Here is a 26,068-nt window from a genome sequence, read left to right as displayed (position 1 = left end):
TCCCGAGTACTGTCGGAGCCGTTCGATGATGCCGTCAACCCTCCCCGTCGCCCGTGCGCTGGTCGAACTGCTGGCCGCGCGCGGCATCGACCGTGCGTTCTGCGTGCCGGGCGAAAGCTACCTGCCGCTGCTCGATGCGCTGATCGATTCACCGGTCGAGCTGGTCGTCTGCCGCCATGAAGCGGGCGCCGGCTTCGCCGCGCTGGCCGATGCCCAGGCAACGCGCCGGCCCGGGCTGTTCCTGGTCAGCCGGGGTCCGGGTGCGACCAACGGTTCGATCGCGATCCACTCGGGGATGCACGATGCCCTGCCGCTGGTGATGATCTGCGGGCAGGTGTCGCGCGGCGAACTGGGACGCCATGCGTTCCAGGAAGTCGACTATCGGCAGACCTTCGGCGACCTGGCGAAATGGGTGACCCAGGTGGACGACCCGGCGAAGCTGCTGGAGACCGTCGCGCGCGCGATCGACATCGCGACCTCGGGCCGCCCGGGTCCGGTCGTGATCGCGGTGCCCGAGGACGTGTTCGAGGGCGAGGCAGAGCCGTTCGACACCACGGCGGCGGGGCGCGCGGGACTGGCGGTCGACGATACGACCGTGCGCGCGGTGGCCGCGCAACTCGCCGCCGCGCAGCGCCCGCTGCTGATCGCCGGCAACCTGCTGAATACGCCGCGCGGGCGCGAAGCGCTGGCGAAGGTCGCGCGCGGCTTCGGCGTGCCGGTGGTAGTCGAGTTCCGCCAGCAGGATATCTTCCCGAATGCCGACCGCCTGTTCGCCGCGCAGCTCGGGTTCAAGATCCCCGCCGAACAGATCTCCGTGCTGCAGGGGGCCGACTTCCTGCTCGCAGCCGGCACCGACCTGGGCGACGTGCCGACGCAGGGCTTCACTTTCCCGCACGCGCCGGTGCCCGGGCAGCCGATGGTCCACGTCTATCCGGATGCCGAGGTGGCGGCGCGCGTGTACCAGCCGCAGCTGCGCTGCATCGCCGACCCGGTCGCCTTCCTCGAGGCGCTGGCGCAGTACCTGCCGGCCCGGCCGGATCCGCGCGAGGGCTGGGTCGAATCGCTGCAGGCCTACCTGCGCAGGATCCGTCGCTTCGATCCGTCGACACCGCCCGACGGCGTGTCGTTCGGGCACGTGGTCGCCGCACTCGAGCGGCGCATGCACGACGACGGCGTGCTGGTCGTCGATGCCGGCAACTTCAACACCTGGACGCAGCGCTACTTCATGTTCCGCGGCGAGCGCCGGATGTCCGGCACGATGGCCGGTGCGATGGGCATGGGCGTGCCCGGCGCGCTCGCCTGGTCGCTGCGCTTCCCCGGCCGGCAGGTGGTCGCGCTGGTGGGCGACGGCTGCGTGATGATGACCGGCAACGAACTGGCGACCGCAGTCCAGTACGGTGCGAAGCCGAAGGTCTTCATCGCCGACAACGGGTCCTACGGCACGATCCGGCTGCACCAGGAGAAGCGCTACCCGGGGCGCGTTTCGGGCACCCGGCTGGGCAACCCCGATTTCGCGAGATGGGGCGCGTCGTTCGGTGCAGCCGCGTTCACGATCGACGCATCCAGCGACGTCGAAGGCCAGGTTGCCGCGGCGCTGGCCCATGACGGGGCGGCGGTCGTGCATGTACGCACCAGCCTGCAGCAGCTGTCCGCGTTCCATTCGATGGCTCCGAGATGAGGGCGGGTTCGATGCGCAATGCATTCAGGGCGGTGGCCGTCGCGGTCGCCGTCGTTGCGGTGGCTCCTTCCACGGCGACCGCGCAGCCGGCATGGCCGGCGAAGCCGATACGCATGCTGGTCGGCTATGCACCCGGCGGGCCTGTAGACATCGTCGGCCGCCTCGCCTCGCAGCGGCTGTCCGAACTGCTCGGGCAGGCCGTGCTGGTCGAGAACCGGCCGGGCGCCGGTGCGACGATCGCGGTCGAAGCGGTGGCGCGTGCGGTACCCGACGGCTACACGCTGCTCACCGCCGGCGGCGGCGAGCTGTCGATCGCACCGAGCATCTATCCGGCGCTCGGCTACAACCCGCTGAAAGACCTGGCGCCTGTCGGACTGATCGCCTCCAGCCCGCTGATGCTGGTGGTCAATCCGCGCGTGCCGGTGCAGGACGTGAAGGCGCTGGTCGCGCTGGTGCGCGGTCAGCCGGGCAGGATCAACTTCGCGTCCTCCGGATCGGGCTCGACCGCGCAGCTTGCGAGCGAACTTTTCGCAGTCATGACCGGTACGCAGATCGTGCACATTCCCTACAAGGGCGCAGGCCCGGCGCTGGCCGACCTGGTCGGCGGGCAGGTCGACATGATGTTCACCGGCGTGTCGGCTGCGCTGCCGTTCGTGCGCAGCGGCAAGCTGCGCGCACTCGGCGTGTCGGGTACGCGCCGGCTCGCGGCGCTGCCCGAGTACGCACCGGTCGCCGATGCCGTGCCGGGCTTCGAAGTGACGACGATCTACGCGATGATGGGCCCGACCGCGCTGCCGAAGGACATCGTGCAGCGCCTGAACACCGAGCTCGGCCGGCTGGTGGCCGAGCCCGGCCCGCGCGAGCGCCTGCTCGCGCTCGGAGCGGAGCCCGCCGGCGGCACGCCCGAGCAGCTCGCCGCGTACATCGCACGCGAGATACCGAAGTGGGCGAAGATCGTGAAGGCGGCGAAGATCAAGGGCGAATGAAGCCGCCGCACCCGCCGCACCCGCCGCGCGCACCGACCGACCCGAACGTATCGATATCGATGGACCTGCAATGACCACACCGGCGCCTGTTCCCGCCCCTGCATCCAGCGCCGGTTCGACAGCCCCCCGGCCCGCCGGACCCGCGGTACCGCGTCCGGCGGCGACGCTCGTAGTACTGCGCGACAGCGTGCGTGGACCGGAGGTGCTGCTGCTGCAGCGCAGCCCGCACCTCGACTTCATGGCCGGCGCCTTCGTGTTTCCCGGCGGCGGTGTCGACGCCACCGACCGCGCGCCGGACATCGCCGCCCGCTGCGTCGGCCTCGACGATGCCACTGCGAGCGCGCGCCTGTCGCTCGCCAGCGGAGGCCTGGCCTATTACGTCGCGGCGATCCGCGAGACCTTCGAGGAAGCGGGGCTGCTGCTCGGCTACGAGCCGGCCGGGCACCTGCTCGACCTGCAGCCCGCGCTGGAGGAGACCCGCTTCGCGGAACACCGGCATGCGGTGCACGACCGCAGGCGCACGCTCGCCGAGGTCTGCGTGGCCGAGTCGCTGCAGCTCGCCACCGACCGCATCGCCTACCTGAGCCACTGGATAACCCCGGTGTCGGAGAAGAAGCGCTACGACACCCGTTTCTTCGTGGCTGCGGTGCCCGAGAACCAGGCCAGCCTGCACGACGACATCGAGAGCGTGAGCCAGCTGTGGATCACGCCCTCCGACGCGCTGGCGATGCAGTCGCGCGGCGAACTGATGCTGCGCTTCCCGACCATCAAGACGCTCGAGATGATCGCCGGCTATGCGACCACCGAGGACACACTGGAAGGCGTGCGTGCCCGCGGCGATATCCGAGCCCAGTTGCCCTGGGTGATTCGCCGCCGCGACAAGGTGCTGCGCATCCTGCCCGGCGAGCCCGGCTACGACGAGGCGCAGTGGGTGAATCCGTCCGGCTCGGAATCGGTTTGCAGCGAAACCACGCCGGGCGTGGTGACCGTGCTGTCACGGCGGGTGCGGCGGCTGGTCGCGCCCAATCCCGGGATGATGACCGGGCCTGGCACCAACAGCTACCTGGTCGGCGACGCAGAGTCCGGCGACCTCGCGCTAATCGATCCGGGCCCCGCGATCGACGCCCACGTCGAGGCGCTGCTTGCGCTCGTCGGCCAGCGCCTGCGCTGGATCCTGTGCACGCACACCCATCTCGATCATTCGCCCGCGGTCGCCGCGATCAAGGCCGCCACCGGCGCGACGGTGATCGGCAGGCCGCCGCCGCCGCAGTCGAACCAGGACCAGACCTTCGTGCCCGACCGCGTGTTCGCACACGGCGACCGGGTACAGGTCGGCGGCACCACGCTGCGCGCGGTGCACACGCCCGGCCATGCATCGAACCATCTCTGCTGGTACCTGGAGGAGGAGCGGCTGCTGTTCACCGGCGACCACATCATGCAGGGCTCCACGGTGGTGATCTCGCCACCGGACGGCGACATGTCTGCCTACCTCGCGTCGCTGGAAGCGCTGCTGTCGCTGGACATCGAGGCGATGGCCCCGGGCCACGGTTTCCTGATGGTGGATGCGCATGCGGCCATCCGTGCGCTCGTACGGCACCGGCTCGGCCGCGAGGGCAAGGTGATCGATGCCCTGGCGGCGCTGGCGCAGCCCGCCGGCGCGACGCTGGATGCGCTGGTAGCACGCGTGTATGCCGATACGCCCGAGAAGCTGCATCCGGTCGCACGGCGTTCCCTGCATGCACACCTGCTCAAGCTCGCCCACGACCGCCGCGCCGTCGAACACGAAGGCCGCTGGTCCCCGCTGCCCCCCTGAAATCCGGGTCAGACCCCAAAGTCAGATACGAGACGTTGGGGTCAGACCCCGGGGTCAGACCCTGGGGTCAGACCCGGCCAGCATCGGCCAGCATCCGTCGTTCGTGCAGCTGCGCCTTGCGGATCATCGCGACGCCGGCCAGCGCGACGAACACCAGCAGCCCGAAGGTGTGCGCGTAGCTGCCGATGCCCTTGTAGGCAAGTGCGAACAATGCCGGCCCGCACAGGATGCCGAGGAAGTTGAAGGCGATCGCGCCGCTGGTTGCCAGCCCTACCTGTCCCTTCGGCGCCACGCGTGCGACTTCGGCAATGAACATGCCGGTCCAGCCGACCGCCGATGCACCGAGGCAGACCAGCATCACGTACAGTCCGGTGCGTGGCCAGCCGGGCGACAGGAACATGGTGACCAGGCACATCGTGGCGGTTACGCAGCCCACCACCGCGAGCGTGCTCAGCGCGCTGCCAATGCGGTCGGCGAGCAGGCCGAACACGACGCGCGAGCACACGCCCGAGAGCTGGATCAGCGACAGCAGCATACCCGCCTGCACCAGCCCGAAACCGATCTCGGTGACCAGCATCGTCACCGCGAACGAAGTCACGCACAGCTGGCAGAACGCATAGAAGAAGGCCGACAGTGCAAGCCAGCGCAGGATCGGATGGTTCCAGACCACCGGTACGCCACCGAGCGGATCCTGGATCAGGCGGATGCCAGGCGTGCGGTCGTCATCCCAGGTGCTGCGCAGCGGCTGCAGCAGCAGCAGCACGGTGAAGGCGATCAGCGCGATCGTGAGGAACGCCCAAGAGGCGCCGAAGGCCAGCGTGATCGGCGGCATCAGGAAGGCGGCGGTCACCACGCCCAGCGGCACGCCGGTCTGCTTCAGCGAGAAGATCAGGTTGCGCCGGGCCGGGTCGGTGAAGCGGTTGAGCACGTGGCTGGAGGCCGGCGTCGACGGCCCGGTCCCGGCCCCCATCAGCACCGAGGCGATCGGCAGCAGCCACAGGCTGGGCACGGTGGCCAGCAGCGCGCCGACGGCCGCCACGCCGACGCAGATCTGCTGCGTGCGCGCTGCGCCGTAGCGCTGCACGAGGCGCCCGCCGTAGATCACCGCCAGCATCGCGCCGCCGTAGACGAAGCTTACCTGGAAGCCGATCAGCGCCGGGTCGACCTGCAGCAGCGTGGCCATCGCCGGCGCGATCACCACCATGCTGTTGCCGATCATCACCGTCACCACCTGCACCAGCGTGGTGATGCCGATGACGGTCAGCGGCCGGAGCGACCAGTGAAGGCTCGGCGTCGGTTGCACCCGCAGGGGCTCAGAGCGCTTCGGCGATCGCCTTCCCGAGGTCGATGGTGCCGGCGGTGCCGCCGATGTCGCGGGTACGCGGCGCGCCGCTGCCCGGCTCGAGCACCTTCTCGATCGCCTTGACGATCGCATCGCCCGCCTGCGGGTAGCCGAGGTGGTCGAGCATCATGGCGCCCGACCAGATCGCGCCGATCGGGTTGGCCACGCCCTTGCCGGCGATGTCCGGCGCCGAGCCGTGCACCGGCTCGAACAGCGAGGGAAACTTGCGGTCGGCATTGATGTTGCCGGACGGCGCGATGCCGATGGTGCCGGTGCAGGCCGGCCCGAGGTCGGACAGGATGTCGCCGAACAGGTTGGAGGCGACCACGACATCGAACCAGTCGGGATGCAGCACGAAGTTCGCCGACAGGATGTCGATGTGGTACTTGTCCCACTTGACCGCCGGGTAGTGCTTCGCCATCTCCTCTACGCGCTCGTCCCAGTAGGGCATCGTGATCGAGATGCCATTCGATTTGGTGGCCGAGGTCAGGTGCTTCTTCGGCCGCTTGTTGGCCAGCTCGAACGCGAACTTCAGGATGCGGTCGGTGCCGATGCGGGTGAAGGTCGACTGCTGGCAAACGACCTCGCGATCGGTGCCCGGGAACGAGCGGCCGCCGATCGACGAGTACTCGCCCTCGGTGTTCTCGCGGATGATCCAGAAATCGATGTCACCCGGCTTGCGGTCGGCGAGCGGGCTCTTGATGCCGGGCATCAGTCGGCACGGCCGAAGGTTCACGTACTGGTCGAACTCGCGGCGGAACTTGATCAGTGAATCCCATAGCGACACATGGTCGGGCACGGTAGCGGGCCAGCCAGATGCGCCGAAATAGAGGCAGTCATGGCCGCCGATCTGGTCTTTCCAGCCGGCCGGCATCCACGAGCCGTACTTGCCGTACATGTCGCAGCCCCAGTCGAAATGGTCGAAGTGGAGCGAGATGCCGAACTTGCGCGCGGCGACTTCCAGGACGCGGATGCCTTCGGGCATCACTTCCTTGCCGATGCCGTCGCCAGGGATGACTGCGATGCGATGCGTGCTCATGGTTTCTCCGACCGAGATGTTCAAGCTGCAGGACAGCCGGAAATGTTAGCACGCAGGCCGTCGGCGCTTCCCCGGGCTCACATCCTGGCAAGCCAGCCCACGATCGCCTCGCGCATCTCGGGCGATTCGCCCAGAGGTGCCTTCACGTCGAGCGTGAAGCCGGGCAGGTGGGCGGCGAGCGTCTCCACCGTCTTCGGCAGGTCGCGCCGAAGGTGGCCGCCGGTGGCAAGGAACAGCGGTACCACCACCGCATGCCGGATGCCCTCGGCATGCAGCCGGGTGGCCACTTCGACCAGGGAAGGCGACATTAGCTCCAGGTAGGCGAGCTCGACCCGCCGGCCGGGATCGCGGGCCAGCAGCGCCGCGCGCATCGCCTCGAACGGTTCGGCCCAGCGCGGGTCGCGCGCTCCGTGGGCGAACAGGATCAGCGGGATCGGATTCATGTTCGCACTATACTCGGCGCATGTTCCCGCTTCGTCCTTCCAGCGCCTGCCGGATGCCGCCAGCGTCGGCTCCTGGGCCGCGCCGGCTGCCACTGCAGCAGCGGCTGGTTCGTTTCCTGCTGCTCGTCGTCTGCGCCACGCAACTCGCGCTGCCTGCGAGCGTCACCGCCATGCAGATCGCCGCTGCGCGCGCCTCGGCCGGCCTGTGCCTGCCGGGGGCTTCTGGGCTGCCCGTAGAGCGGGAGGACGGGCGCGGCATCGACGATCCACTGGTACATGCCGCCTGCGCCGTCTGTACGCTGGGCAGCGCCGGGCAAGCCGGCCCCGCGCGCCCGGCAGCATCCGATTCGTCGCCCGCGGCAATCGCGGTGGCCAGTGTCGACCCCGGCTCCCTGCACGGCACGGCCGCCTACCTGCGACCAGGCAGTCGCGCACCGCCCGGCACCCTGCTGGCCTGACCGGCGCCCGCGCGCAGCCTCGGCTCGCGGCGCGTCCAGCGAACCCGCCCATGCGGGCCAGCGCCCCGGTGTCCCGGCTGGCGCGGCCCGCCCTCCTGCGCCGACCGGATCTGCCGGTGGTGCCGAAACGGAAGGAAACATGCTATGACTCGTTCGAACTCGTCCAGCCGCCTCGCGGCGCGGGCCATCTCCTTCATCCTCCTCTTCACCAGTGGCCTTGCCTGTGCGCAGGTGACCATCGCCGACCCATGGGTACGCGGTACCGTCGGTGGCATGCGCGCGACCGGAGCGTTCATGCAGATCACCTCGAAGACCGACGTCAAGCTGGTCGCTGCCGCCTCGCCGGTCGCGCGCACGGTCGAGGTGCACGAGATGGCGGTCGTCGACAACGTGATGCGCATGCGTGCGGTCGATGCGATTGCGGTGCCCGCGGGAAAGTCGGTGATGCTCGAGCCCGGCGGCTACCATGTGATGCTGATCGGCCTGGAGAAACCGCTGGCGCCTGGCGCTTCGGTGCCCATCACGCTGACCTTCGAAGGCCGCGACGGCAAGCGCCAGCAGGTACAGGTGAAGGCAGACGTACGGCCCCTCAATGCGCCCGCGAAGGACAGTGCCGGCGCGAAGGCCGGTACGGCGGGTGCGCACCACATGCACTCGAAATAGCCGACGGCGGACGAGGAAACCAGCATGCCTTTGCACGATCCAACAATCATCCGGGGCCGCCGGCAAGTGCTGGCGGCAGCCATGGCCGGGCTGCTCGCCGGCTGCGGCGAGCAGAAACCGAAGGCCGCATTCCACGCGATCGATGTCACTGGCGCCACCTTCGGACAGGGCTTCGCGTTGACCGACTTCAACGGCGATGCACGCACGCTCGCCGACTACAAGGGCAAGGTGGTCGCGCTGTTCTTCGGCTTCACGCAGTGCCCGGACGCCTGCCCGACCGCGATGGTGAAGCTTGCCGGCATTGCGAAGGCACTCGGCCCCGATGCGGCGCGGCTGCAGGTGGTGTTCATCACGGTGGACCCGGAGCGCGACACGCCGGCCTTGCTCAAGGAATATGTGCCGGCGTTCGATCGGTCGTTCACCGGCCTCCACGGCACGCCGCAGCAGATCGCCGAGGTCGCGAAATCGTACAAGGCCTATTACAGCAAGGTGAAGGGGTCGACGCCCGACAGCTACACCATCGACCACTCCACCTTTACCTACCTGTACGACCCGCAGGGCCGGCTGCGGCTGATGGCGCGCCACGAGATACCGGCAAAGGACCTCGAGGCGGACATCCGCGCGCTGCTGAAGGGCTGAGCCCCGCGCGGCGCCTGTCTCAGCGCGCCCGCTGCGCCGCGCCGGCGGCCTCGGGCGATGCCTGGCGCACCGGGCGGGCTGCCGGCTGGCCGGCGCTGCCGGCACCGCCCTCGGCTTTCTGCGCCCGCGTGCGGCGCTGGATCTCGGCCAGCCGCTGGCCGCGCAGCTTGCGCCGTTCTGCCTCGTCCGGGGCGGCCGCGATCTTCTGCTGCCAGGCGTCGCGCTCCTCGGGTGTGAAGTGGCGCGTCCAGTCGCCCTTGGGCGCGGCGGTGGTCGACTTGGCGGCATTGGTACGCGCCTGGGGTCGCTCGCCGGTCTCGCCCTTCGCCGGCTGCCCCGACGGCGTGGCCTGGGCCAGTGCAGGGCCGACGAGCCCGCAGGTGACCACGGCTGCGGCCAGTGCCGCGAGCGCGCGGCGATGACGGTGGGCGGCGGGCTGGCCCGAGGTGTTGCGGGTGATGTCCTTCGTTCTGCGTTCCATGTGCTCTCCGGGAAAGGTGGCGGGGCGGTCGGCGCGGTACCGGACCGGTACGCGTCCTGCCCCTGCACGCGAGTCTCTGCGCGCGTCTTCCCGTTGGCGAACGAGGGTTGCGGCCTGTAGCGCGGCAAACTTCGCCGCGCGCAGGTATCGCGTCAGTCGTACACGACCACGCTGCGGATCGATTCGCCCGAGTGCATAAGGTCGATCGCGCGGTTTATGTCCGACAGCGGCATCGTATGCGTGATCAGGTCGTCGATCCGGATCCTGCCGTCCATGTACCAGTCGACGATCTTCGGCACGTCGGTGCGGCCGCGCGCGCCACCGAATGCCGTGCCCTTCCAGACGCGGCCGGTGACCAGCTGGAACGGCCGGGTGCGGATCTCCTGGCCGGCACCGGCCACGCCGATGATGATCGACTCGCCCCAGCCGCGATGGCAGCACTCGAGCGCCTGGCGCATCAGGTCTACGTTGCCGACGCACTCGAAGCTGTAGTCGGCGCCACCGTCGGTCAGCGCGACCAGATAGGGCACGAGATCGCCCTCGACTTCCTTCGGGTTCACGAAGTGGGTCATGCCGTACTGCCGGCCCAGGGCCTCGCGCGCCGGGTTGACGTCGACGCCGATGATCATGTTTGCGCCGGCCAGGCGTGCGCCCTGCACCACGTTCAGGCCGATGCCGCCCAGCCCGAACACCACCACGTTCGCGCCCGGCTCGACCTGCGCGGTGTTGATCACTGCACCGATGCCGGTGGTGACGCCGCAGCCGATGTAGCAGACCTTGTCGAACGGCGCGTCTTCCCGGATCTTCGCCAACGCGATCTCGGGCAGCACGGTGTAGTTGGAGAACGTCGAGCAGCCCATGTAGTGATGGACCATCTTCCCGCCGATCGAGAATCGGCTGGTACCGTCGGGCATCACGCCCTTGCCCTGGGTGGTGCGGATCGCGGTGCACAGGTTGGTCTTGCGCGACAGGCACGACTTGCACTGGCGGCACTCGGGCGTGTAGAGCGGGATCACATGGTCGCCCTTCTTCAGGCCGGTGACGCCGGGGCCGACCTCGACCACGATGCCCGCGCCCTCGTGGCCGAAGATCGCCGGGAACAGTCCTTCCGGGTCGCCACCCGAGCGGGTGAACTCGTCGGTATGGCAGACGCCGGTGGCCTTGAGCTCGACCATGACCTCACCGGCCTTCGGCCCCTCGAGGTCGACGGTCTCGATGACCAGCGGTTGACCTGCGGCGTAGCAGACGGCTGCTTGCGTTTTCATGGCGGCCTCCGGTTCAGAAGCGGCGATTATCCTGTAACCGCTGCGGGCGCGGAATGGTCTGTGGTCCGGCCTGGCCCGCCCGACCTCCAACATGCAAGCGCCAGGCCTCATGACATCGAGCGGTGTGGCGATCGCCACAACAGCGATAGACTCGCGGCCTTGCCGCCGCGCCGTGTGCCCCTGTCTGCGCTCACTGCTTCCTGGAGACGTCCTGATGCCCTTGCCGACGCCGAAACCCCTGCCCTACACCGTCCACCTGGCCGACTTCGCCTCGGGCAAGGACAGCCCGACCGCCTTCCTCGAGCGCTGCCTCGCCAATGTGGATACGTTCGAGCCGACCGTCGGCGCGTTCGTCCATATCGAGATCGAGAAGGCACGGGCCGCGGCGGCCGCCTCGACTGCGCGCTGGCGCGAGGGCCGACCGCTGTCGCGGATCGACGGCATGCCGGTGGGCATCAAGGACCTGATCGAGACCGCGGACATGCCGACCCAGTGCGGCTCGCCGGTGTTCGAGGGCTATCAGTCGCATCGTGACGCCGCGAGCGTGGTCGCGCTGCGCCAGGCCGGTGCGATCATCCTCGGCAAGACGGTCACCACCGAATTCGCCGCGCGCGTGCCGCGCGGTACGCGCAATCCGTGGGATCCGTCGCGCACGCCCGGCGGCTCGAGCAGCGGCTCGGCCGCGGGCGTGGGCTGCGGGATGATCGCCGTCGGCCTGGGCACGCAGGTGATCGGCTCGATGCTGCGGCCGGCCAGCTTCTGCGGCGCCTATGCGTTCAAGCCCACCTTCGGCGCGATCAACCGCGGCGGCTCGCATGACGGCCTGTCGCAGTCGGTGCATGGCCCGATCGCTGCCACGCTGCAGGACGCCTGGATCGTCGCGCGCGAGATCTCCGACCGCGCCGGTGGCGATCCCGGCTATCCCGGGCTGTACGGCCCGTCGGAGACGCCGGCGCCGGTGCGCCCGGCGCGTATCGTGGTGATCGAGACCGCCGGCTGGAAGATCGCCGATGCCGATGCGAAGGCTGCCTTCGAGGCCGCCGTCGCGCGCCTGAGCGCGCAGGGCGTGCGCGTGCACCGGCGTGCCGACGACGCCCGGGTTGCGCTGCTCGAGGTCGCACTCGAGGATGCCGGCCGCATATCGCATGCGCTGGTCAACTACGAGTCGGTGTGGCCGCTGAACACCTACCGCGACCGCGATCCGTCCAGGCTCAGCGACTTCCTGCGCGAGCGGCTGGTCGAGGCCGAGAAGATGACCCAGGCCGATTACCGCAAGCTGCTGGCGACGCGGGCCGCGGCGCGCGCCGCGCAGGCGATGCTGCTGGGCGAGTGCGACGTGCTGCTGACCCTGTCGGCGCCCGGCGCCGCGCCGGTGGGCATCGATGCCACTGGCGACACGGTGTTCAACATCCCTGCGTCCTACCTGGGCGCGCCGGCACTGAGCCTGCCGCTGCTGACCGTGCAGGGCTTGCCGCTGGGCATTCAGGCGATCGGCTTCCCGGACCGCGATGCCGAGCTGTTCGAGTCGGCGGGGTGGATCGACCAGGTGTTGCGGTAGACCGCACCCCGGCCGGTGTATGGCCGGTGCTGATCGGCGCTGGCGTGATGCTCGGCCTGAGCATTCCGATCGCGAAGGTCGCCTCGGCTGCTGGCGTGCCGGCGTCAGTCCTCGGAGTACTTCCGCGACGACCCCTTGAACTGCTCGACCGGGTACTTGCGCGCGTTCAGGCCGATCTTCTCGTTCGCGGCCGCGAGGAGGTCGAACTGCAGCCGGTCGGCGAGGCGCACCAGGTAGAGCAGCACGTCGGCCGATTCATGGCGGATGCGGTCGAGGTGGGCGGCCTCCGGCGTGTAGCTGTCCGCGCCGTCGATCCACTGGAACTCGGCCGCCAGTTCGCCTGCCTCCGCGGCGACGCCGATGGCGAGGTTCTTCGGCGAGTGGAACTGCTCCCAGTCGCGCTCGGCCGCGAAGTGGCGCAGGCGTTCGGTGAGCCCGGCAAGGCTGTCATCGGTCATCGCTGCCATCCTCCGGAGATAGGTGTGCCGAGTCTAGCGCTACACTGACGCAGCCAACCAACCTCAGGCAGGGAGCACGCATGTACAACCTCTACTACTGGTCGCACATCCAGGGCCGCGGCGAATTCATCCGCCTCGCGCTCGAGGCCGCAGGCGCGGACTACGTCGACGTCGTGCGCCAATCCGAGAAGAAGGGCGGCGGTCGCGCGGCGGTGCTGTCGATCCTGCAGGGCACCGACCCGCGCGCACCGTTCGCGCCGCCGATCCTCGAGGTCGACGGCGAGTGGATCTCGCAGACGGCCAACATCCTCGCCTTCCTCGGCCCGCGGCTCGGGCTGGTGCCGAAGGATGCCGCTTCGCGCCGCTGGGCGAACCAGCTGCAGCTGGTGGTCGCGGACTTCATCGTCGAAGCGCACGACACCCATCATCCGATCGCCAAGCATCTCTACTACGAAGAGCAGAAGCCCGCGGCGCGCAAGCGGGCGAAGGCCTTCGTCGAGCTGCGCATGCCGAAGTTCCTCGGCTACTTCGAGGCCGTGCTCGAGCGCAACCCCAAGGGGCCGTCCTGGCTGGTCGGCAGCGAACTGTCCTATGTCGACCTGTCGGTGTTCCAGTCGATCGCGGGCCTGCGCTACGCGTTCCCGAAGGCGATGTCGCGCCTCGAGCCGGAACACCCCAACCTGGTGGCACTGCACGCACGTGTCGCGAAACTGCCCCGGGTCGCGCGCTACCTGAAGTCGAAGCGGCGCATACCGTTCAATCAGAGCGGGATCTTCCGGCATTACCCGGAGCTGGATCGTTGAGGGGGGCGCTGGCAGGGCGATGCCTGGTCGAGTAGAGTCGGGCCAACCAGAAGAACAGACTTTCGACCGATACCCGCAGAGGACCCCGTGCCCCTCATTCTCAAGGGCGTGATGCAGAGCCCGGTCACGCCGCTGAAGGCAGACTTCAGCCCCGATCTAGAGACCTTCGAGCGCCTGCTCGATTTCCACGTCCGCACCGGTGCCACCGCGATCTCCTGGCCGCACCACAAGGGCGAATCGCTGAACCTCACCATCGCCGAGCGCAAGCGCTTCGCCGAGGTCGCGGTGAAGACGGTAGCGGGCCGTGTCCCCGTGTCCATCCACGTCAGTGCCCTGGCGGTGGAGGATTCGATCGACCTGGCACGGCATGCGCAGGCGGTCGGGGCAGACGCGATCATCGCGATCACGCCGTACTTCTGGAACCCGTCGCCGGCGGCCATCCACGACTGGTTCATGCGGCTGGGTCGCGAGGTCGACCTGCCGATCATCGCCTACAACTCACCGTCCTACCTAGACGGCGTCGAGTTCACCGGCGAACTGATCACGAGCCTGCTCGAGAAACTGCCGAACCTGGTTGCCATGAAGGAGGCCAGTTTCGACTCCGAGAAGTTCCTCGAGATCTCCCGTGCGGCGCTGGCAGTGCGCCCCGATTTCTCGCTCGTTGCCGGAGTCGAGTTCCTCCTGCCCTCGATCCCGCTCGGCGGCAAGGGGTCCTATTCGTCTGCCGGCGCCATCTGCCCGAACCTCTGCACCCGCCTGTACGCCTCATGCGTGGAAGGCCGCTGGGACGAAGCCCGCGACTGCCAGTACAAGTTGTCCCAGCTGTGGCAGCTGTTCCGTGACCAGTACCCGTCATCGCTCAAGGGCGGCATGGTGATCATGGGTCGCCCGGTCGGGCCGACCCGTCCGCCGCTGCCCACCGCAAGCGAGAAGCGGATCGCCTTCATCGCCGAGCAACTCGGCGAACTGGGCATCCTCGACACCGAACCCCACGGCTGGTGAAGTCCATGTCCTCTGCCCCCGCTGTCGCCTCCCCGGTGTTCATGCCCGGGCTCGTCCATACCCCGCTCACCCCGTTCACGCCCGACGGCGCGATCGATTGCGCACGCCATGCGCAGCTCATCGAGTTCCACCTGCGCAACGGTGCCGATTCGATCGCGGTGCCGATGCATGCGGGCGAGTCGGTCAGCCTGCCCACCGCCGAGCGCCACCGGGTGCTCGAGTTCGTCCTCGACAAGGTGGCGGGGCGCGTGCCGGTGATCGCCCACGTCAGCGAGTCGGGCACTGCAATGGCCGCCGCGCTCGCGCAGCATGCGCAGCACGCCGGCGCGAAGGCCATCGTGGCCAACGTGCCCTACTACTGGACGCCACCGCAGTCGATGCTGGTCGAACACTTCGCTCAGATCGCGGCCGTGGTCGACCTGCCGATGTTCGTCCACAATTTTCCCGATGAGATGGGCGGTGTGAAGTTCAACGCAACCTCGGCCATCGAACTGGTCGAGCGCTCCCCGAACTTCATCGGTCTGGTCGATTCCAGCCTCGACTGGCAGTACATGATCGAGCTGCTCATGCTGGCGCGCCGAGTCCGTCCGTCGTTCGCACTGCTGTCCGGATCGGAGTACCTCATTTCGGCGCATGCGATCGGTGCCACCGGGTCCTTCTGTGCCCTGGCCGGCATTGCGCCCAGGGCGGTTCGGCGCCTGCATGAACTGTGCGTTGCCGAGCGCTACGAAGAAGCGCGCCCGCTGCAGAACGCGGTTGCTGCCCTGCGGATGGCGATCAAGCCGGGCGGTGTCGCCGGCCTCAAGGCTGCGTCGCGTGCGATGGCGCGCGATTGCGGCGATGTCCGACCACCGCTGACCCCGCTGTCCGCGGCACAGGGCACGGCGCTTTCGCTGGCGCTGTCGAAGATCGGCATGCTCGGCGACGAACCGCAGGGCTGGTAGCGTCGTGGCGGACGACGAGCGACCGGAAGCGGTCCTGCGCGACGTGCCCGTGGCCCTGGTGACAGGTGCCGCACAGGGCATCGGTGCAGCCATAGCGGTTGAACTGGCCCGCACCGGGCACGACCTCGTGGTGTCCTCGATGCAGCCTTCCAGGCTGGAGCCGGTCTGCGCGGCGATCCGGGCAATGGGACGACGCGCGGTTGCGATCGCGCTCGACCTGCGCGAGATCGGCGATCTCGAGGCGGCGATCGGGCGTGCCGCCGGGGCTTTCGGACGGCTGGACGTACTGGTGAACAATGCAGGTGTCCCGCTCAAGGTGCCTGCGCTCGACGTGACGCCCGAAGCCTGGGAGACGGTGATGGCGACCAACCTCACCGGCACCTTCTTCCTGACCCAGAAGTTCGGCGCGTGTCTGGCACGCGAACATCGGCCCGGCTGCATCATCAGCATCGCCTCCACGCATGCGCTCGTCGGCATGGCCGACCGAACGGTGTATGGCATCGCGAAGGCCGGCATCCTGCAGATGACGCGAATGCTCGCCATCGAATGGGCGCCGCTGGGCATCCGCGTCAATGCAGTCGCGCCAGGGCGCATCGACACGGCTGCCCGCGCAGGTTCGTTCAAGCAGCCGGGCTACCTCGAGTCTGCACTGGGACGGATCCCGCTCGGCCGCCTTGGCCTGCCGGAGGAGGTGGCTGCCGCGGTGGCCTACCTGGCGCAGCCGGCGGCCGCTTACATGACCGGGCAGACCCTCGTGCTGGACGGGGGCGTCACCGCGCAGTGAGCCGGGCCGCGGCGTGCGTCACGGCTGGATCCCGGCTTCCTTCACCACCTTCATCCAGCGCGCAAGCTCGACCTTGATCAGCGCCGCGAATTCTTCGGGCGAGGCGCTGGGTGTCGGTTCGGCACCGTCGCGCAGGAAGCGGTCGCGGATCGCCGGTTCCTGCAGCACCTTGACCACGGTGGCATGCAGGATGCCTACGACGTCGCGGGGCGTGGCCGCCGGCGCGAGCAGGCCGTACCACTGCACGGCATCGAAGCCCGGGACACCGGACTCCGCGATCGTCGGGATGTCGGGCGCACCGCTCACCCGCCGGGCGCTGGTCACTCCGTAGGCGCGTACCCGGCCTGCGCGGATCTGCGGCAGCGCGACCAGGATGTTCGACATCATGAGCGGCACATGGCCGCCCACGACATCGCCCAGCGCCGGCCCAACGCCCTTGTACGGAACATGGACCATCTTCGTGCCCGTCGTGAGCAGGAACAGTTCCATCGACAGGTGCTGGTTGGCACCGATGCCGCCGGTGGCGAACTGAAGCTGGCCCGGCCGCGTGCGGGCCAGTGCGACGAGTTCCTTCACGGTGCGAGCGGGCAGGGCCGGATTGGCGACCAGCACGTTCGGCAGCGTCACTGTCATCGAGACCGGTGCGAAATCGCGCGCGAGGTCATACGATGTCTTCATCATCGCGGGATTGCTGGTGTGCGATGCGATCGCGGCCAACAGTGTGTAGCCGTCCGGCGTGGCTCGCGCGACCACTTCCGCGCCGATGTTTCCGCTGGCGCCCGGACGGTTCTCGAGCACGAACGGCTGCCCCAGCAGGTCGGACATCCTTGGTCCCAGGATGCGGGTCGAGGTGTCGGTACCGCCCCCCGGTGGCGACGGGATCACGATCCGCACCGGCTTGTCGGGATAGGCGGCCAGCGCCGCCATCGACCATGGCCCTGCGGCAAGCGCAGCGGCGCCCGCAGCGAATCCTGCGCAGCCATGCCATGAACGGGGGCGGACCCTGACCGTGACCAGACCGGAACCTGTGGACATCCTCGCTCCTCCGTGCCCGAAGCGTCCTGCGGCCGATCGCGTGGTTGCGTCGGGCCGTTCGACAGCCGCTCCGTGCACGAAGCTTAGCGCAGTGCCGGCCCGCGGGTAGAATCCAGATCACCTTGGATATACCGCCGATGCCCTCACCCGAAGCGCGGGCAGCTGTACCCGGGCCGTCGCCCGCACCCGCACGCGACCTCTGCACCGACTGCGGCATCTCGCGCTCGTCCGACCCGAAGCGCTGCGGCCGCGCCTGCCAGTTCATCCGGCCCGACTATCCCGCGCTGGAGGCGCAGGTGCACGGGCGCAGCCGCGATCCGGCGCGGGTCGACGAATTGTACTTCGGACCGTTCCGCCGCATGCTGCGCGCATCGATGAAGCAGCCCACGCCCGGGGCACAGTGGACCGGTATCACCACCGGCATCGCCGAGCGGCTGCTCGCGCGCGGGCTGGTCGATGCGGTGCTTACCATGGCTCCCGACCCGGACGACCGCTGGCGCCCGGTGCCAGTGCTGGTCACCTCGGCCGCCGACATGGCCGCCTGCCGCGGCATGCGGATGGGCTATGCGCCGCTGCTCTCGCTGCTCGAGCCTGCCCTGGCGGCCGGCCACCGGCGCCTTGCGGTGATCGGTATTCCCTGCCAGGTGTACGCGCTGCGTGCGCTCGAGAAGGAACTGGGTTTCGAGCGCCTCTACGTGATCGGCACGCCGTGCTCGGACAACACCACGACCGACAACTTCCATGCGTTTCTCGACCTTCTGGCCGACGATCCGTCGACCATCACCTACCTCGAGTTCCGCGCCGACTACCGGGTCGAGCTGCGCTTCACCGACGGGCGCACGAAGCTGATCCCTTTCCTCGACCTGCCGATCTCGAAGCTGCCGCCGGACTTCTTCCCGCTGACCTGCCGCACCTGCGTCGACTACACCAACGTGCTGGCCGACATCACCGTCGGCTACATGGGCGGGCAGGGCGAGCAGTGGTTGCTGGTGCGCAACGAGCGCGGCGAGGAACTGCTCGGGCTGCTCGGCGACGACGTACGAACCGCAGCCCCCGGTTCCGCCGGCAAGCGGCAGGGCCCGGTGAAGGGCTTCCTGGCCAACGTCGAGCGCGCCGCCGGCGGCCTGCCGCTGCGCCAGATGCCTGGCTGGCTGCGTCCGATCGTGAACTTCCTGATGCCGCGGATCGGCCCGCGCGGGCTGGAGTTCGCGCGCACCCGGGTCGAGATGAAGGCGCTCGAATCGGTGGTCCACCTGCGCCGCGAGCGGCCCAGGCGCCTGCGGCACATGGTGCCGGCCCACCTCTGGGCGCTGGTCGCGCCCTACGGTCTCTTGCCGCGGGAAGAGGAGCGCCCCGGCGCACCGCCGCGTCCGCCAGGCGACCCTGGGGTCTGACCCTGGGGTCTGACCCCAGGGTCAGACCCCAGCATCGGCGCCAGCATCGGCGAGCGTGCCGGTCAGGCCGCCCTGGCGAACTGCGCCACGACGTCCTTCTCGTAGGCCTCGACCTTCTGCACGCTGGGCCGCTCGCGCATGCGCGCCATGTGCGCCAGGCAGTTCGGGAAGGCGGACAGGTCCAGCTTGAACTGGGTTGCGCGGCGAAAGCACCAGAAGAAATACGAATCCACCGCGGTGAAGTGGTCGAAGAACCATTCGCGCCCCTCGAGCAGGCCTTCGGCGATCTTCAGGTCCTCGAACAGCAGCTTCTGCGCGACCCGCTTCACGCCATCGAAGGCCTCCGGCATGTCGCAGTAGTTCTCGGGTCGGGCGTTCGGCGTCAGGTGCGGATGGATGGTCGAGGTGAACCATGACATCAGCGAGATTGCCTTGAACTCGTCGAAGCCCGCCGGCAGCAGTTTCGCCGCCGGGAAGCTGCGCGCGATGAACTGCTGGATCGCCACGTTCTCGGTCAGCGGGTAGCCGTCGACCAGCAGCACCGGGACCTTGCCCTTGGGGTTCACCGCGAGGTACTCGGCGCTCTTCTGCTCCCTGGCGCCGGTGTTGACCGTGCGCACCGTGAACGGCGCACCGGCCTCGGTCAGGTTCACGTAGGCCACCAGCGAGCAGGCCATCGGGGCGTAGCAGAGCGTCAGGTCCATCGGTGTCTCCTCCATGTCGGGACGTTGATCGTACCCGCACGGGCCCTCGATCGGTCAACAGCCGGCCGGGTGCGCGCGTTAGGATGACTGCCATGGCTCTTTCCCGCGCCGACCTCGAAGCCGACCTGCTGCGCAGGCAGTACGAACAGTTCCATCCCGAACTGCCGATCGTGCCGCAGCAGGCGTTCGACGCTTCGCTCGACTGCGTGCTCGAGGCGGTCGGCGAAGGCCGAGACCTGTGGCTGTTCGCCTACGGGTCCCTGATCTGGAACCCGCTGTTCCACTTCGAGGAACGGCACCCCGCGCTGGTGCACGGGTTGCACCGTCGCTTCTGCCTCTGGTCGCGGATGGGCCGCGGGTCACCCGACCGGCCGGGGCTGATGCTCGCGCTCGAACACGGCGGCCGCTGCCACGGCTTCGCGTTCCGCATCCCGGCGCACCTGCTGCGCACCGAACTCACGCTGATCTGGCGGCGCGAGATGGTGATGGGTGCCTACCAGGCGCGCTGGGTGAATGCGGTCGTGCGCGGCCAGCCGGTGCGCTCGCTCGCGTTCGTGGTCAACCGCAAGGGCTGGCAGTACGCGGGCAAGCTGCCGGCCGACGAGGTGGTGCAGGTGCTCGCGCATGCACGCGGGCGGCTCGGCTCGGCGGCCGACTACCTGTTCCAGACGGTCGACTGCCTGCGCACCAACGGCGTGCAGGATGCGCGGCTGTTCGCGCTCGCCAAGCAGGTGGCCCGGCTCCGGGCGCCGCTTGCGCCCTGAGCCCCGGCCACCCCGGTGCAACAGGAAGACCCTTCTCGCGTACGATCGGCGGCCTCTGACACCCGACTCAGGAGCGCTCCGATGCCGTTCGAGATCCGACCCTTCCGATGCCCCGTGCCGATGGTCGCGGCGCTGCTGCCGGCCCTCGCGCTGGCGGCACTGCCGGCCGGCGCCCAGCCGTTCCCGTCCAAGAGCCTGCGCATCGTCGTGCCCTACGCCCCGGGCGGCGTGGTCGACTATGTCGGCCGCACCCTCGGGCAGAAGCTGTCGGAGCAGCTCGGCCAGTCGGTGGTGATCGACAACCGCGGCGGGGCGGGCGGCATCGTCGGCGTCGAGGTCGCCGCGCGCGCCGGCGCCGACGGCTACACGCTGCTGGTGATGGACCCGGCGATCGTGATCAACCAGGGCCTGCAGCCGCAGGTACCCTACGACGTGTTGAAGGATTTCCGCACCATCACGATCGCGACCTCGTCGCCGCTGGTGCTGGCGATCAACCCCAAGGTCGGCGCACGCAGCGTCGCCGAACTCACCGCCATCGCCAAGGCGAAGCCGGGCACGCTGTCGTTCGCCTCGGCCGGCATCGGTACCACGCCGCACATGGCGGGCGAGTTCTTCAAGTCGCGCATCGCGCAGGACATCGTCCACGTACCGTACAAGGGCAGCGGCCCCGCGATGACCGACCTGATCGCCGGCAACGTGCAGATGACGTTCTCGTCGATCGCAGCCGCCATCCCGTTCTTCAAGGACGGCCGCCTCGTCGGGCTGGCGACCACCGGCGCGAAGCGCGTCGCCGCGCTGTCCGACCTGCCGACGATGATCGAGGCCGGCTTCGCCGGCTTCGAGGTCGAACTGTGGCAGGGGCTGTTCGTGCCCTCGGCCACGCCGAAAGACACCGTCGCCCGGCTGCATGCCGAGACGGTGAAGGCGCTGGCCACGGCCGAGCTGCGCGCCGCGCTGGCCAAGGTCGGCAACGAACCGGTGGGCAATTCGCAGGCCGAGGCGGAGCAATTCGTGCGCGCCGAACTGGCGAAATGGGCGAAACTGGTGAAGGTCGCCGGCATCAAGCCGCAGTAAGGGAGAGAACATGGCTGGACAATCGACCCGGGTAGCCATCGTCACCGGTGCCGGCAGCGGCATCGGCCGCGCCTCGGCGCTCGCGCTGCTGCGCGACGGCTGGCATGTCGCGCTGGCCGGGCGCCGCCCCGACGTGCTGCAGGCCGTGGCGGCTGAATCGGGTGCCGGCGCGCGTGCGCTCGCGGTGCCCACCGACATCACCTCGCCGGAATCGGTCGCCGCACTGTTCGCCGCGGTGAAGCAGGCCTGGGGCCGGCTCGACCTGGTGTTCAACAACGCCGGCCTGAACGCACCCGGGGTGCCGCTGGAAGACCTGCCAGTCGAGAAGTGGCTGGCGGTGGTCAACACCAACCTGACCGGCGCTTTCCTGTGCACCCAGCAGGCGTTCCGGATGATGAAGGACCAGGTGCCGATGGGTGGGCGCATCATCAACAACGGCTCGATCTCGGCACACGTGCCGCGGCCCGACTCCGCACCCTACACGGCGAGCAAGCACGGCATCACCGGCCTCACCAGGACCACCGCGCTCGACGGGCGCAAGTACGACATCGCCTGCTGCCAGATCGATGTCGGCAACGCCATGACCGAACTGGCCGCGCGCATGTCCAAGGGCGTGAAGCAGGCCAACGGCGAGATCAAGGCCGAGCCGATGATCGACGTCGAGGACGTCGGCCGCACCGTGCTGCACATGGCCAACCAGCCGCTGAACGTGAACCTGTTCACCGTGACCATCATGGCGACCAAGATGCCGTTTGCCGGACGCGGCTGAGCCACCGGCTGACCCAGCCTCTGCACCGGCTGGGGTCAGGTCTTGAGTTTTGCAGTCAGGCGAGGTCGAAGCGGTCCAGTTCCATCACCTTCGACCAGGCCGCGACGAAAGCACGCACGAACGCGGCTTGCGAATCGCTGCAGGCATGCACCTCGGCCAGTGCACGCAATTGCGAGTTCGAGCCGAACACCAGGTCGACAACGGTGCCTGTCCAGCGCAGCTCGCCTGTCGCGCGGTCGCGACCCACGAACACGTGCTGCGCGGTCGACGACTTCTGCCAGTCAATGCCCATGTCGAGCAGGTTGACGAAGAAGTCGTTGGTCAGCGTGCCGGGCCGTCGGGTGAATACCCCGTGCGCGGACTGTCCGACGTTCGCGCCGAGCACGCGCAGGCCACCGATCAGCACCGTCATCTCGGGCGCAGTGAGGGTGAGCAACTGCGCACGGTCGACCAGCTTCTCGGCAACCACCGCCTCGAAGCCCTGGCGGACGTAGTTGCGGAAGCCGTCCGCGACCGGCTCGAGCGGCGCGAACGAGTCGACATCGGTGCGTTCCTGCGAGGCATCGGTACGGCCGGGAGTGAACGGGACGATGATGTCGTGGCCAGCCGCCTTCGCCGCCGCCTCGACCGCCGCGCAGCCTCCGAGCACGATCAGGTCGGCCATCGAGATGCGCTTGCCGCCAGCCTGTGCGGCATTGAAGTTGCGCTGTACGCCCTCCAGCGCCGCGAGGGCCTTCGCCAGTTCCGCGGGTTCGTTGACCTCCCAGCCGTTCTGCGGCGCGAGCCGGACACGCGCGCCGTTGGCGCCGCCGCGCTTGTCGCTGCCTCGGAAGGTTGAGGCCGACGCCCAGGCGGTCGCGACCAGCCGCGCGATCGACAGGCCGGATGCGAGGATCGCCGCCTTCAGCGCCGCGACGTCGGCTGCATCGACCAGCGGATGGTCGACCGCCGGCACCGGGTCTTGCCAGATCAGTTCTTCCTTCGGCGCCAGCGCGCCGAGGTAGCGCGTTGCCGGGCCCATGTCGCGATGGGTCAGCTTGAACCAGGCGCGGGCGAAGGCGTCGGCGAACTGCTTCGGATCGGCGAGGAACCGACGCGAGATCCGTTCGTAGGCCGGGTCCATGCGCAGCGCGAGGTCGGCGGTGGACATCATCGGTGCATGTCGCTTCGACGCGTCATGCGCATCGGGCACGCTGCCGGCACCGGCGCCGCCCTTCGGCGTCCACTGGTGCGCACCGGCCGGGCTCTTCGTGAGTTCCCACTCGAAGCCGAACAGCGTCTCGAAGTAGCTGTTGTCCCAGGTGGTCGGCGTGGGTGTCCATGCGCCCTCGAGGCCGCTGGTGATCGCATGCAAGCCCTTGCCGCTGCCGAAGGTGTTCTTCCAGCCCAGGCCCTGCTCTTCGATGGACGCCCCTTCCGGCTCGGGGCCGACATGGATCGACGGGTCCGCGGCACCATGGCACTTGCCGAACGTGTGGCCACCGGCCACCAGCGCCACCGTCTCTTCATCGTTCATGGCCATCCGGGCGAAGGTCTCGCGGATGTCGCGCGCCGAGGCAACCGGGTCGGGCTTGCCGTTCGGGCCTTCCGGGTTCACGTAGATCAGGCCCATCTGCACCGCGGCGAGCGGATTGGCCAGTTCGCGCTCACCGCTGTAGCGCTCGTCGGCCAGCCACTTGCCCTCGGGGCCCCAGTAGATGTCTTCCTCCGGCTCCCAGATGTCGGCACGGCCGCCGGCGAAGCCAAACGTCCTGAACCCCATCGACTCGAGCGCGACGTTGCCGGCGAGGATCATCAGGTCGGCCCACGAGAGCGCGCGGCCGTACTTCTGCTTGATCGGCCAGAGCAGCCGGCGCGCCTTGTCGAGATTGCCGTTGTCCGGCCAGCTGTTCAGCGGCGCGAAGCGCTGCGCGCCGGCGCCCGCGCCGCCGCGGCCGTCCGCGATGCGGTAGGTGCCGGCGCTGTGCCAGGCCATGCGGATGAAGAACGGGCCGTAGTGACCGTAGTCGGCCGGCCACCAGTCCTGCGAGTCGGTCATCAGCGCATGCAGGTCGCGCACGACCGCATCGAGGTCGAGGCCGCTGAAGGCCTGCGCATAGTCGAAACCCTCGCCCATCGGGTCGGACAGGGCGGAGTGCTGGTGCAGGACCTTCAGGTCGAGCTGCCCGGGCCACCAGTTTGTGTTCTTGCTGGGGGCGGCGACCGGGCTGGCGGGGGTATGGCCTGCGAACGGGCATTTCTGTTCGGACATGGTTCTCTCCTTGGTGTTTCACGCGGGTGGCTCGACGCACTATGGGAGCATGGGTGGCGCGGGGCAAATTGGATTTTGCAATGGGGACGATAGTCGCCAGGCCATGCAGGCGGTTCCCGCGAGGTCGCTGTACAGTGTTGCCTTGTCCAGGAAGGATGCGTGCAACATGCCAGTCGTCCAGTGGCGTTTCGACAACACCTACACCCGCCTGCCCCGCCTCTTCTATTCGAAGCAGGGCGCCACGGCCGCACCGGCGCCGAAGCTGGTGCTGCTCAACCACGCCCTGGCGCGCGACCTCGGCCTCGATTTCTCCGGCACGGACGACGCCGCACTCGCGGCCCTGTTCTCCGGCAACGTCCTGCCCGAAGGCGCCGAGCCGTTCGCCCAGGCCTATGCCGGCCATCAGTTCGGCGGCTTCTCGCTGCTTGGGGACGGCCGCGCGCTGGTGCTCGGCGAACACGTCGCGCCGGATGGCCGACGCGTGGACATCCAGTTCAAGGGTTCCGGCCCGACGCGCTATTCGCGCAGTGGCGACGGCCGTGCCGCGCTGGGCCCGATGTTGCGCGAGTACGTGATCAGCGAGGCGATGCAGGCGCTCGGCATCCCGACCACCCGCTCGCTCGCGGTGGTCGCGACCGGGCAGCCGGTGTATCGCGAGCGTCCGCTGCCGGGCGCGGTGCTGACCCGGGTCGCTGCCAGCCACCTGCGGGTGGGCACGTTCCAGTACGCGGCCGCGCAGGGCGACCCGGCGCTGGTTGCGCAACTGGTCGACTACGCGATCGATCGCCACTACCCGCACCTGAAGGATGCAGTCAGCCCCGGCCTCGCGCTGCTGCAGGCGGTGGGCGAGCGGCAGCTGGCGCTGGTGGTCGAGTGGCTGCGGGTGGGCTTCATCCACGGCGTGATGAACACCGACAACGTCACCATTGCCGGCGAGACGATCGACTACGGGCCGTGCGCGTTCATGGACGCCCATGATCCGACCACCGTGTTCAGTTCCATCGACCACCAGGGCCGCTATGCGTTCGGCAACCAGCCGCGCATCATGCTGTGGAACCTGGCCCGTTTCGCGGAGTCGCTGTTGCCGTCGATCGACGCGGACGGCGAAAAGGCGGTCGAACTCGCGACCGCATCGCTGCATGCGCTCGCCGACATCTTCGAAGCCGGCTGGCTCGCGATGATGGGCCGCAAGCTCGGGCTGTCGGGCAGCGAGCCAGACGACCGGGCGCTCTGCGACGATCTGCTTTCGTGGATGACGCTGGCCAGGGCCGACCATACCAACACCTTCCGCGCGCTGGCGGTCGACGCACTGCCCTATGGCGCCGTCTTCGACGACCCGGCGTTCGGCCAATGGCATGCGCGCTGGCGGGCCCGGCTCGGGCGGCAGGGCGATGCACTGCCGGCCGTGTTCGAACGGATGCGCGCGGCCAACCCGGCCTACATCCCGCGCAACCACCAGGTCGAGGCGGCGCTGGCCGCCGGTTCGGCAGGCGACCTCGCGCCGATGCACCGGTTGCTCGAGGTGCTGGCCGACCCGTATGCAGCGCGCGACGGTCTCGACGAGTACGCGCAGCCGGCGGTGCCGGACGGGCGGGTGTACCAGACGTTCTGCGGGACCTGAGCTGCGGGACGAGGCGTTGCGTTGGTTTGTCGTGTTGCTGTCAACCGGGCGTTTCTTCCCGTGGCGGGCCTGTGCGGTCGCGGTATCATCCGCCGCCGGG

The 26,068-nt window shown here is 69.1% G+C and carries 25 protein-coding genes; 16 read left to right on the top strand and 9 right to left on the bottom strand.

Features of this window, described 5'->3' with window-relative positions; genetic code table 11:
• Positions 1-28 precede the first annotated feature (28 nt).
• The 3 genes from ING98_19030 to ING98_19020 all read left to right on the top strand — a co-directional run bounded on the left by ING98_19030 (position 29) and on the right by ING98_19020 (position 4,477).
• Entirely contained in the window at positions 29-1,678 is a 1,650-nt protein-coding gene (locus ING98_19030; protein MCA3103967.1) for an acetolactate synthase, read from the top strand.
• 11 nt (positions 1,679-1,689) lie between these two features.
• Positions 1,690-2,664, top strand: coding sequence for a tripartite tricarboxylate transporter substrate binding protein (locus tag ING98_19025; protein ID MCA3103966.1), 975 nt, complete (start codon positions 1,690-1,692; stop codon positions 2,662-2,664).
• A 70-nt stretch (positions 2,665-2,734) separates the two neighbouring features.
• The gene (locus ING98_19020) at positions 2,735-4,477 is read left to right on the top strand and encodes an MBL fold metallo-hydrolase (GenBank protein MCA3103965.1); all 1,743 of its coding nucleotides are present in this window, start codon (positions 2,735-2,737) and stop codon (positions 4,475-4,477) included.
• Positions 4,478-4,544: 67 nt separating this feature from the next.
• Here the strand turns inward: ING98_19020 and ING98_19015 are convergent, their stop codons facing one another.
• The 3 genes from ING98_19015 to ING98_19005 form a co-directional block, all read right to left on the bottom strand.
• Positions 4,545-5,780: an MFS transporter gene (locus ING98_19015; GenBank protein MCA3103964.1), complete on the bottom strand. Its 1,236-nt coding sequence runs from the start codon at positions 5,778-5,780 to the stop codon at positions 4,545-4,547.
• Between the two features lie 10 nt (positions 5,781-5,790).
• The gene (locus ING98_19010; protein MCA3103963.1) at positions 5,791-6,858 is read right to left on the bottom strand and encodes a tartrate dehydrogenase; all 1,068 of its coding nucleotides are present in this window, start codon (positions 6,856-6,858) and stop codon (positions 5,791-5,793) included.
• Positions 6,859-6,935: 77 nt separating this feature from the next.
• Entirely contained in the window at positions 6,936-7,301 is a 366-nt protein-coding gene (locus ING98_19005; GenBank protein ID MCA3103962.1) for a CbiX/SirB N-terminal domain-containing protein, read from the bottom strand.
• A 53-nt stretch (positions 7,302-7,354) separates the two neighbouring features.
• Between ING98_19005 and ING98_19000 the strand changes: the two genes are divergently transcribed.
• The 3 genes from ING98_19000 (at position 7,355) to ING98_18990 (ending at position 9,061) form a co-directional block, all read left to right on the top strand.
• The gene (locus ING98_19000) at positions 7,355-7,759 is read left to right on the top strand and encodes a hypothetical protein (GenBank protein ID MCA3103961.1); all 405 of its coding nucleotides are present in this window, start codon (positions 7,355-7,357) and stop codon (positions 7,757-7,759) included.
• A gap of 144 nt (positions 7,760-7,903) precedes the next feature.
• Positions 7,904-8,422: a copper chaperone PCu(A)C gene (locus ING98_18995; GenBank protein ID MCA3103960.1), complete on the top strand. Its 519-nt coding sequence runs from the start codon at positions 7,904-7,906 to the stop codon at positions 8,420-8,422.
• Between the two features lie 24 nt (positions 8,423-8,446).
• The gene (locus ING98_18990; GenBank protein MCA3103959.1) at positions 8,447-9,061 is read left to right on the top strand and encodes an SCO family protein; all 615 of its coding nucleotides are present in this window, start codon (positions 8,447-8,449) and stop codon (positions 9,059-9,061) included.
• Between the two features lie 19 nt (positions 9,062-9,080).
• Here ING98_18990 and ING98_18985 read toward each other — a convergent pair whose 3' ends face one another.
• Together ING98_18985 and ING98_18980 are read right to left on the bottom strand one after the other, a co-directional pair.
• Positions 9,081-9,542 (bottom strand): hypothetical protein, encoded by a 462-nt coding sequence (locus ING98_18985; protein ID MCA3103958.1) that lies wholly within the window; start codon positions 9,540-9,542, stop codon positions 9,081-9,083.
• A gap of 152 nt (positions 9,543-9,694) precedes the next feature.
• A complete protein-coding gene (locus ING98_18980) occupies positions 9,695-10,807 on the bottom strand; it encodes an S-(hydroxymethyl)glutathione dehydrogenase/class III alcohol dehydrogenase (GenBank protein ID MCA3103957.1) in 1,113 nt (370 codons plus the stop codon).
• Between the two features lie 214 nt (positions 10,808-11,021).
• On the opposite strand from ING98_18980, the gene ING98_18975 reads away from it, so the two are divergent.
• Positions 11,022-12,365, top strand: a complete 1,344-nt coding sequence (locus ING98_18975) for an amidase (protein MCA3103956.1) — start codon at positions 11,022-11,024, stop codon at positions 12,363-12,365.
• A gap of 104 nt (positions 12,366-12,469) precedes the next feature.
• Here ING98_18975 and ING98_18970 read toward each other — a convergent pair whose 3' ends face one another.
• Complete coding sequence (locus tag ING98_18970) at positions 12,470-12,832, bottom strand: nucleotide pyrophosphohydrolase (protein MCA3103955.1); 363 nt, start codon at positions 12,830-12,832, stop codon at positions 12,470-12,472.
• 71 nt (positions 12,833-12,903) lie between these two features.
• Between ING98_18970 and ING98_18965 the strand changes: the two genes are divergently transcribed.
• The 4 genes from ING98_18965 to ING98_18950 all read left to right on the top strand — a co-directional run bounded on the left by ING98_18965 (position 12,904) and on the right by ING98_18950 (position 16,356).
• Positions 12,904-13,626: a glutathione S-transferase gene (locus ING98_18965; GenBank protein ID MCA3103954.1), complete on the top strand. Its 723-nt coding sequence runs from the start codon at positions 12,904-12,906 to the stop codon at positions 13,624-13,626.
• A gap of 87 nt (positions 13,627-13,713) precedes the next feature.
• Complete coding sequence (locus tag ING98_18960; GenBank protein MCA3103953.1) at positions 13,714-14,628, top strand: dihydrodipicolinate synthase family protein; 915 nt, start codon at positions 13,714-13,716, stop codon at positions 14,626-14,628.
• Positions 14,629-14,633: 5 nt separating this feature from the next.
• On the top strand, positions 14,634-15,572 hold the full coding sequence (locus ING98_18955) for a dihydrodipicolinate synthase family protein (protein MCA3103952.1): 939 nt from the start codon (positions 14,634-14,636) through the stop codon (positions 15,570-15,572).
• A gap of 4 nt (positions 15,573-15,576) precedes the next feature.
• The gene (locus ING98_18950) at positions 15,577-16,356 is read left to right on the top strand and encodes an SDR family oxidoreductase (GenBank protein ID MCA3103951.1); all 780 of its coding nucleotides are present in this window, start codon (positions 15,577-15,579) and stop codon (positions 16,354-16,356) included.
• Between the two features lie 18 nt (positions 16,357-16,374).
• On the opposite strand, the gene ING98_18945 is transcribed toward ING98_18950, so the two are convergent.
• Complete coding sequence (locus ING98_18945) at positions 16,375-17,391, bottom strand: tripartite tricarboxylate transporter substrate binding protein (GenBank protein ID MCA3103950.1); 1,017 nt, start codon at positions 17,389-17,391, stop codon at positions 16,375-16,377.
• Positions 17,392-17,528: 137 nt separating this feature from the next.
• Here ING98_18945 and ING98_18940 point away from each other — a divergent pair, with 137 nt between their 5' ends.
• Entirely contained in the window at positions 17,529-18,785 is a 1,257-nt protein-coding gene (locus ING98_18940) for a Coenzyme F420 hydrogenase/dehydrogenase, beta subunit C-terminal domain (GenBank protein ID MCA3103949.1), read from the top strand.
• A 62-nt stretch (positions 18,786-18,847) separates the two neighbouring features.
• On the opposite strand, the gene ING98_18935 is transcribed toward ING98_18940, so the two are convergent.
• Positions 18,848-19,489 carry a glutathione S-transferase N-terminal domain-containing protein gene (locus ING98_18935; protein MCA3103948.1) on the bottom strand — a complete coding sequence of 214 codons (642 nt, stop codon included), beginning with the start codon at positions 19,487-19,489 and terminating at the stop codon, positions 18,848-18,850.
• A 92-nt stretch (positions 19,490-19,581) separates the two neighbouring features.
• Between ING98_18935 and ING98_18930 the strand changes: the two genes are divergently transcribed.
• From ING98_18930 to ING98_18920, 3 genes are all read left to right on the top strand, one after another.
• Positions 19,582-20,253, top strand: coding sequence for a gamma-glutamylcyclotransferase (locus tag ING98_18930; protein ID MCA3103947.1), 672 nt, complete (start codon positions 19,582-19,584; stop codon positions 20,251-20,253).
• An 81-nt stretch (positions 20,254-20,334) separates the two neighbouring features.
• A complete protein-coding gene (locus tag ING98_18925; protein ID MCA3103946.1) occupies positions 20,335-21,327 on the top strand; it encodes a tripartite tricarboxylate transporter substrate binding protein in 993 nt (330 codons plus the stop codon).
• Positions 21,328-21,337: 10 nt separating this feature from the next.
• Positions 21,338-22,096 carry an SDR family oxidoreductase gene (locus ING98_18920; protein ID MCA3103945.1) on the top strand — a complete coding sequence of 253 codons (759 nt, stop codon included), beginning with the start codon at positions 21,338-21,340 and terminating at the stop codon, positions 22,094-22,096.
• A 55-nt stretch (positions 22,097-22,151) separates the two neighbouring features.
• Here ING98_18920 and katG read toward each other — a convergent pair whose 3' ends face one another.
• The gene (gene katG / locus ING98_18915) at positions 22,152-24,347 is read right to left on the bottom strand and encodes a catalase/peroxidase HPI (GenBank protein MCA3103944.1); all 2,196 of its coding nucleotides are present in this window, start codon (positions 24,345-24,347) and stop codon (positions 22,152-22,154) included.
• A gap of 166 nt (positions 24,348-24,513) precedes the next feature.
• On the opposite strand from katG, the gene ING98_18910 reads away from it, so the two are divergent.
• Positions 24,514-25,968 (top strand): YdiU family protein, encoded by a 1,455-nt coding sequence (locus ING98_18910; protein ID MCA3103943.1) that lies wholly within the window; start codon positions 24,514-24,516, stop codon positions 25,966-25,968.
• Positions 25,969-26,068 lie beyond the last annotated feature (100 nt).

This window comes from Rhodocyclaceae bacterium (assembly GCA_020248265.1).
GTDB lineage: Bacteria > Pseudomonadota > Gammaproteobacteria > Burkholderiales > CAIKXV01 > CAIKXV01.
Note: the sequence above shows the minus strand (reverse complement) of the source record. Positions and strands in the feature narration are given on the sequence as shown.

Excerpts from the sequence above, each read along its gene's own strand:
- ING98_19030 (MCA3103967.1), top strand. The coding sequence starts at position 29 with ATGCCGTCAACCCTCCCCGTCGCCCGTGCGCTGGTCGAACTGCTGGCC.
- ING98_19025 (MCA3103966.1), top strand. The coding sequence starts at position 1,690 with ATGCGCAATGCATTCAGGGCGGTGGCCGTCGCGGTCGCCGTCGTTGCG.
- ING98_19020 (MCA3103965.1), top strand. The coding sequence starts at position 2,735 with ATGACCACACCGGCGCCTGTTCCCGCCCCTGCATCCAGCGCCGGTTCG.
- ING98_19010 (MCA3103963.1), bottom strand. The coding sequence starts at position 6,858 with ATGAGCACGCATCGCATCGCAGTCATCCCTGGCGACGGCATCGGCAAG.
- ING98_19005 (MCA3103962.1), bottom strand. The coding sequence starts at position 7,301 with ATGAATCCGATCCCGCTGATCCTGTTCGCCCACGGAGCGCGCGACCCG.
- ING98_19000 (MCA3103961.1), top strand. The coding sequence starts at position 7,355 with ATGCCGCCAGCGTCGGCTCCTGGGCCGCGCCGGCTGCCACTGCAGCAG.
- ING98_18995 (MCA3103960.1), top strand. The coding sequence starts at position 7,904 with ATGACTCGTTCGAACTCGTCCAGCCGCCTCGCGGCGCGGGCCATCTCC.
- ING98_18990 (MCA3103959.1), top strand. The coding sequence starts at position 8,447 with ATGCCTTTGCACGATCCAACAATCATCCGGGGCCGCCGGCAAGTGCTG.
- ING98_18985 (MCA3103958.1), bottom strand. The coding sequence starts at position 9,542 with ATGGAACGCAGAACGAAGGACATCACCCGCAACACCTCGGGCCAGCCC.
- ING98_18980 (MCA3103957.1), bottom strand. The coding sequence starts at position 10,807 with ATGAAAACGCAAGCAGCCGTCTGCTACGCCGCAGGTCAACCGCTGGTC.
- ING98_18975 (MCA3103956.1), top strand. The coding sequence starts at position 11,022 with ATGCCCTTGCCGACGCCGAAACCCCTGCCCTACACCGTCCACCTGGCC.
- ING98_18970 (MCA3103955.1), bottom strand. The coding sequence starts at position 12,832 with ATGGCAGCGATGACCGATGACAGCCTTGCCGGGCTCACCGAACGCCTG.
- ING98_18965 (MCA3103954.1), top strand. The coding sequence starts at position 12,904 with ATGTACAACCTCTACTACTGGTCGCACATCCAGGGCCGCGGCGAATTC.
- ING98_18955 (MCA3103952.1), top strand. The coding sequence starts at position 14,634 with ATGTCCTCTGCCCCCGCTGTCGCCTCCCCGGTGTTCATGCCCGGGCTC.
- ING98_18945 (MCA3103950.1), bottom strand. The coding sequence starts at position 17,391 with ATGTCCACAGGTTCCGGTCTGGTCACGGTCAGGGTCCGCCCCCGTTCA.
- ING98_18940 (MCA3103949.1), top strand. The coding sequence starts at position 17,529 with ATGCCCTCACCCGAAGCGCGGGCAGCTGTACCCGGGCCGTCGCCCGCA.
- ING98_18935 (MCA3103948.1), bottom strand. The coding sequence starts at position 19,489 with ATGGACCTGACGCTCTGCTACGCCCCGATGGCCTGCTCGCTGGTGGCC.
- ING98_18930 (MCA3103947.1), top strand. The coding sequence starts at position 19,582 with ATGGCTCTTTCCCGCGCCGACCTCGAAGCCGACCTGCTGCGCAGGCAG.
- ING98_18925 (MCA3103946.1), top strand. The coding sequence starts at position 20,335 with ATGCCGTTCGAGATCCGACCCTTCCGATGCCCCGTGCCGATGGTCGCG.
- ING98_18920 (MCA3103945.1), top strand. The coding sequence starts at position 21,338 with ATGGCTGGACAATCGACCCGGGTAGCCATCGTCACCGGTGCCGGCAGC.
- katG (MCA3103944.1), bottom strand. The coding sequence starts at position 24,347 with ATGTCCGAACAGAAATGCCCGTTCGCAGGCCATACCCCCGCCAGCCCG.
- ING98_18910 (MCA3103943.1), top strand. The coding sequence starts at position 24,514 with ATGCCAGTCGTCCAGTGGCGTTTCGACAACACCTACACCCGCCTGCCC.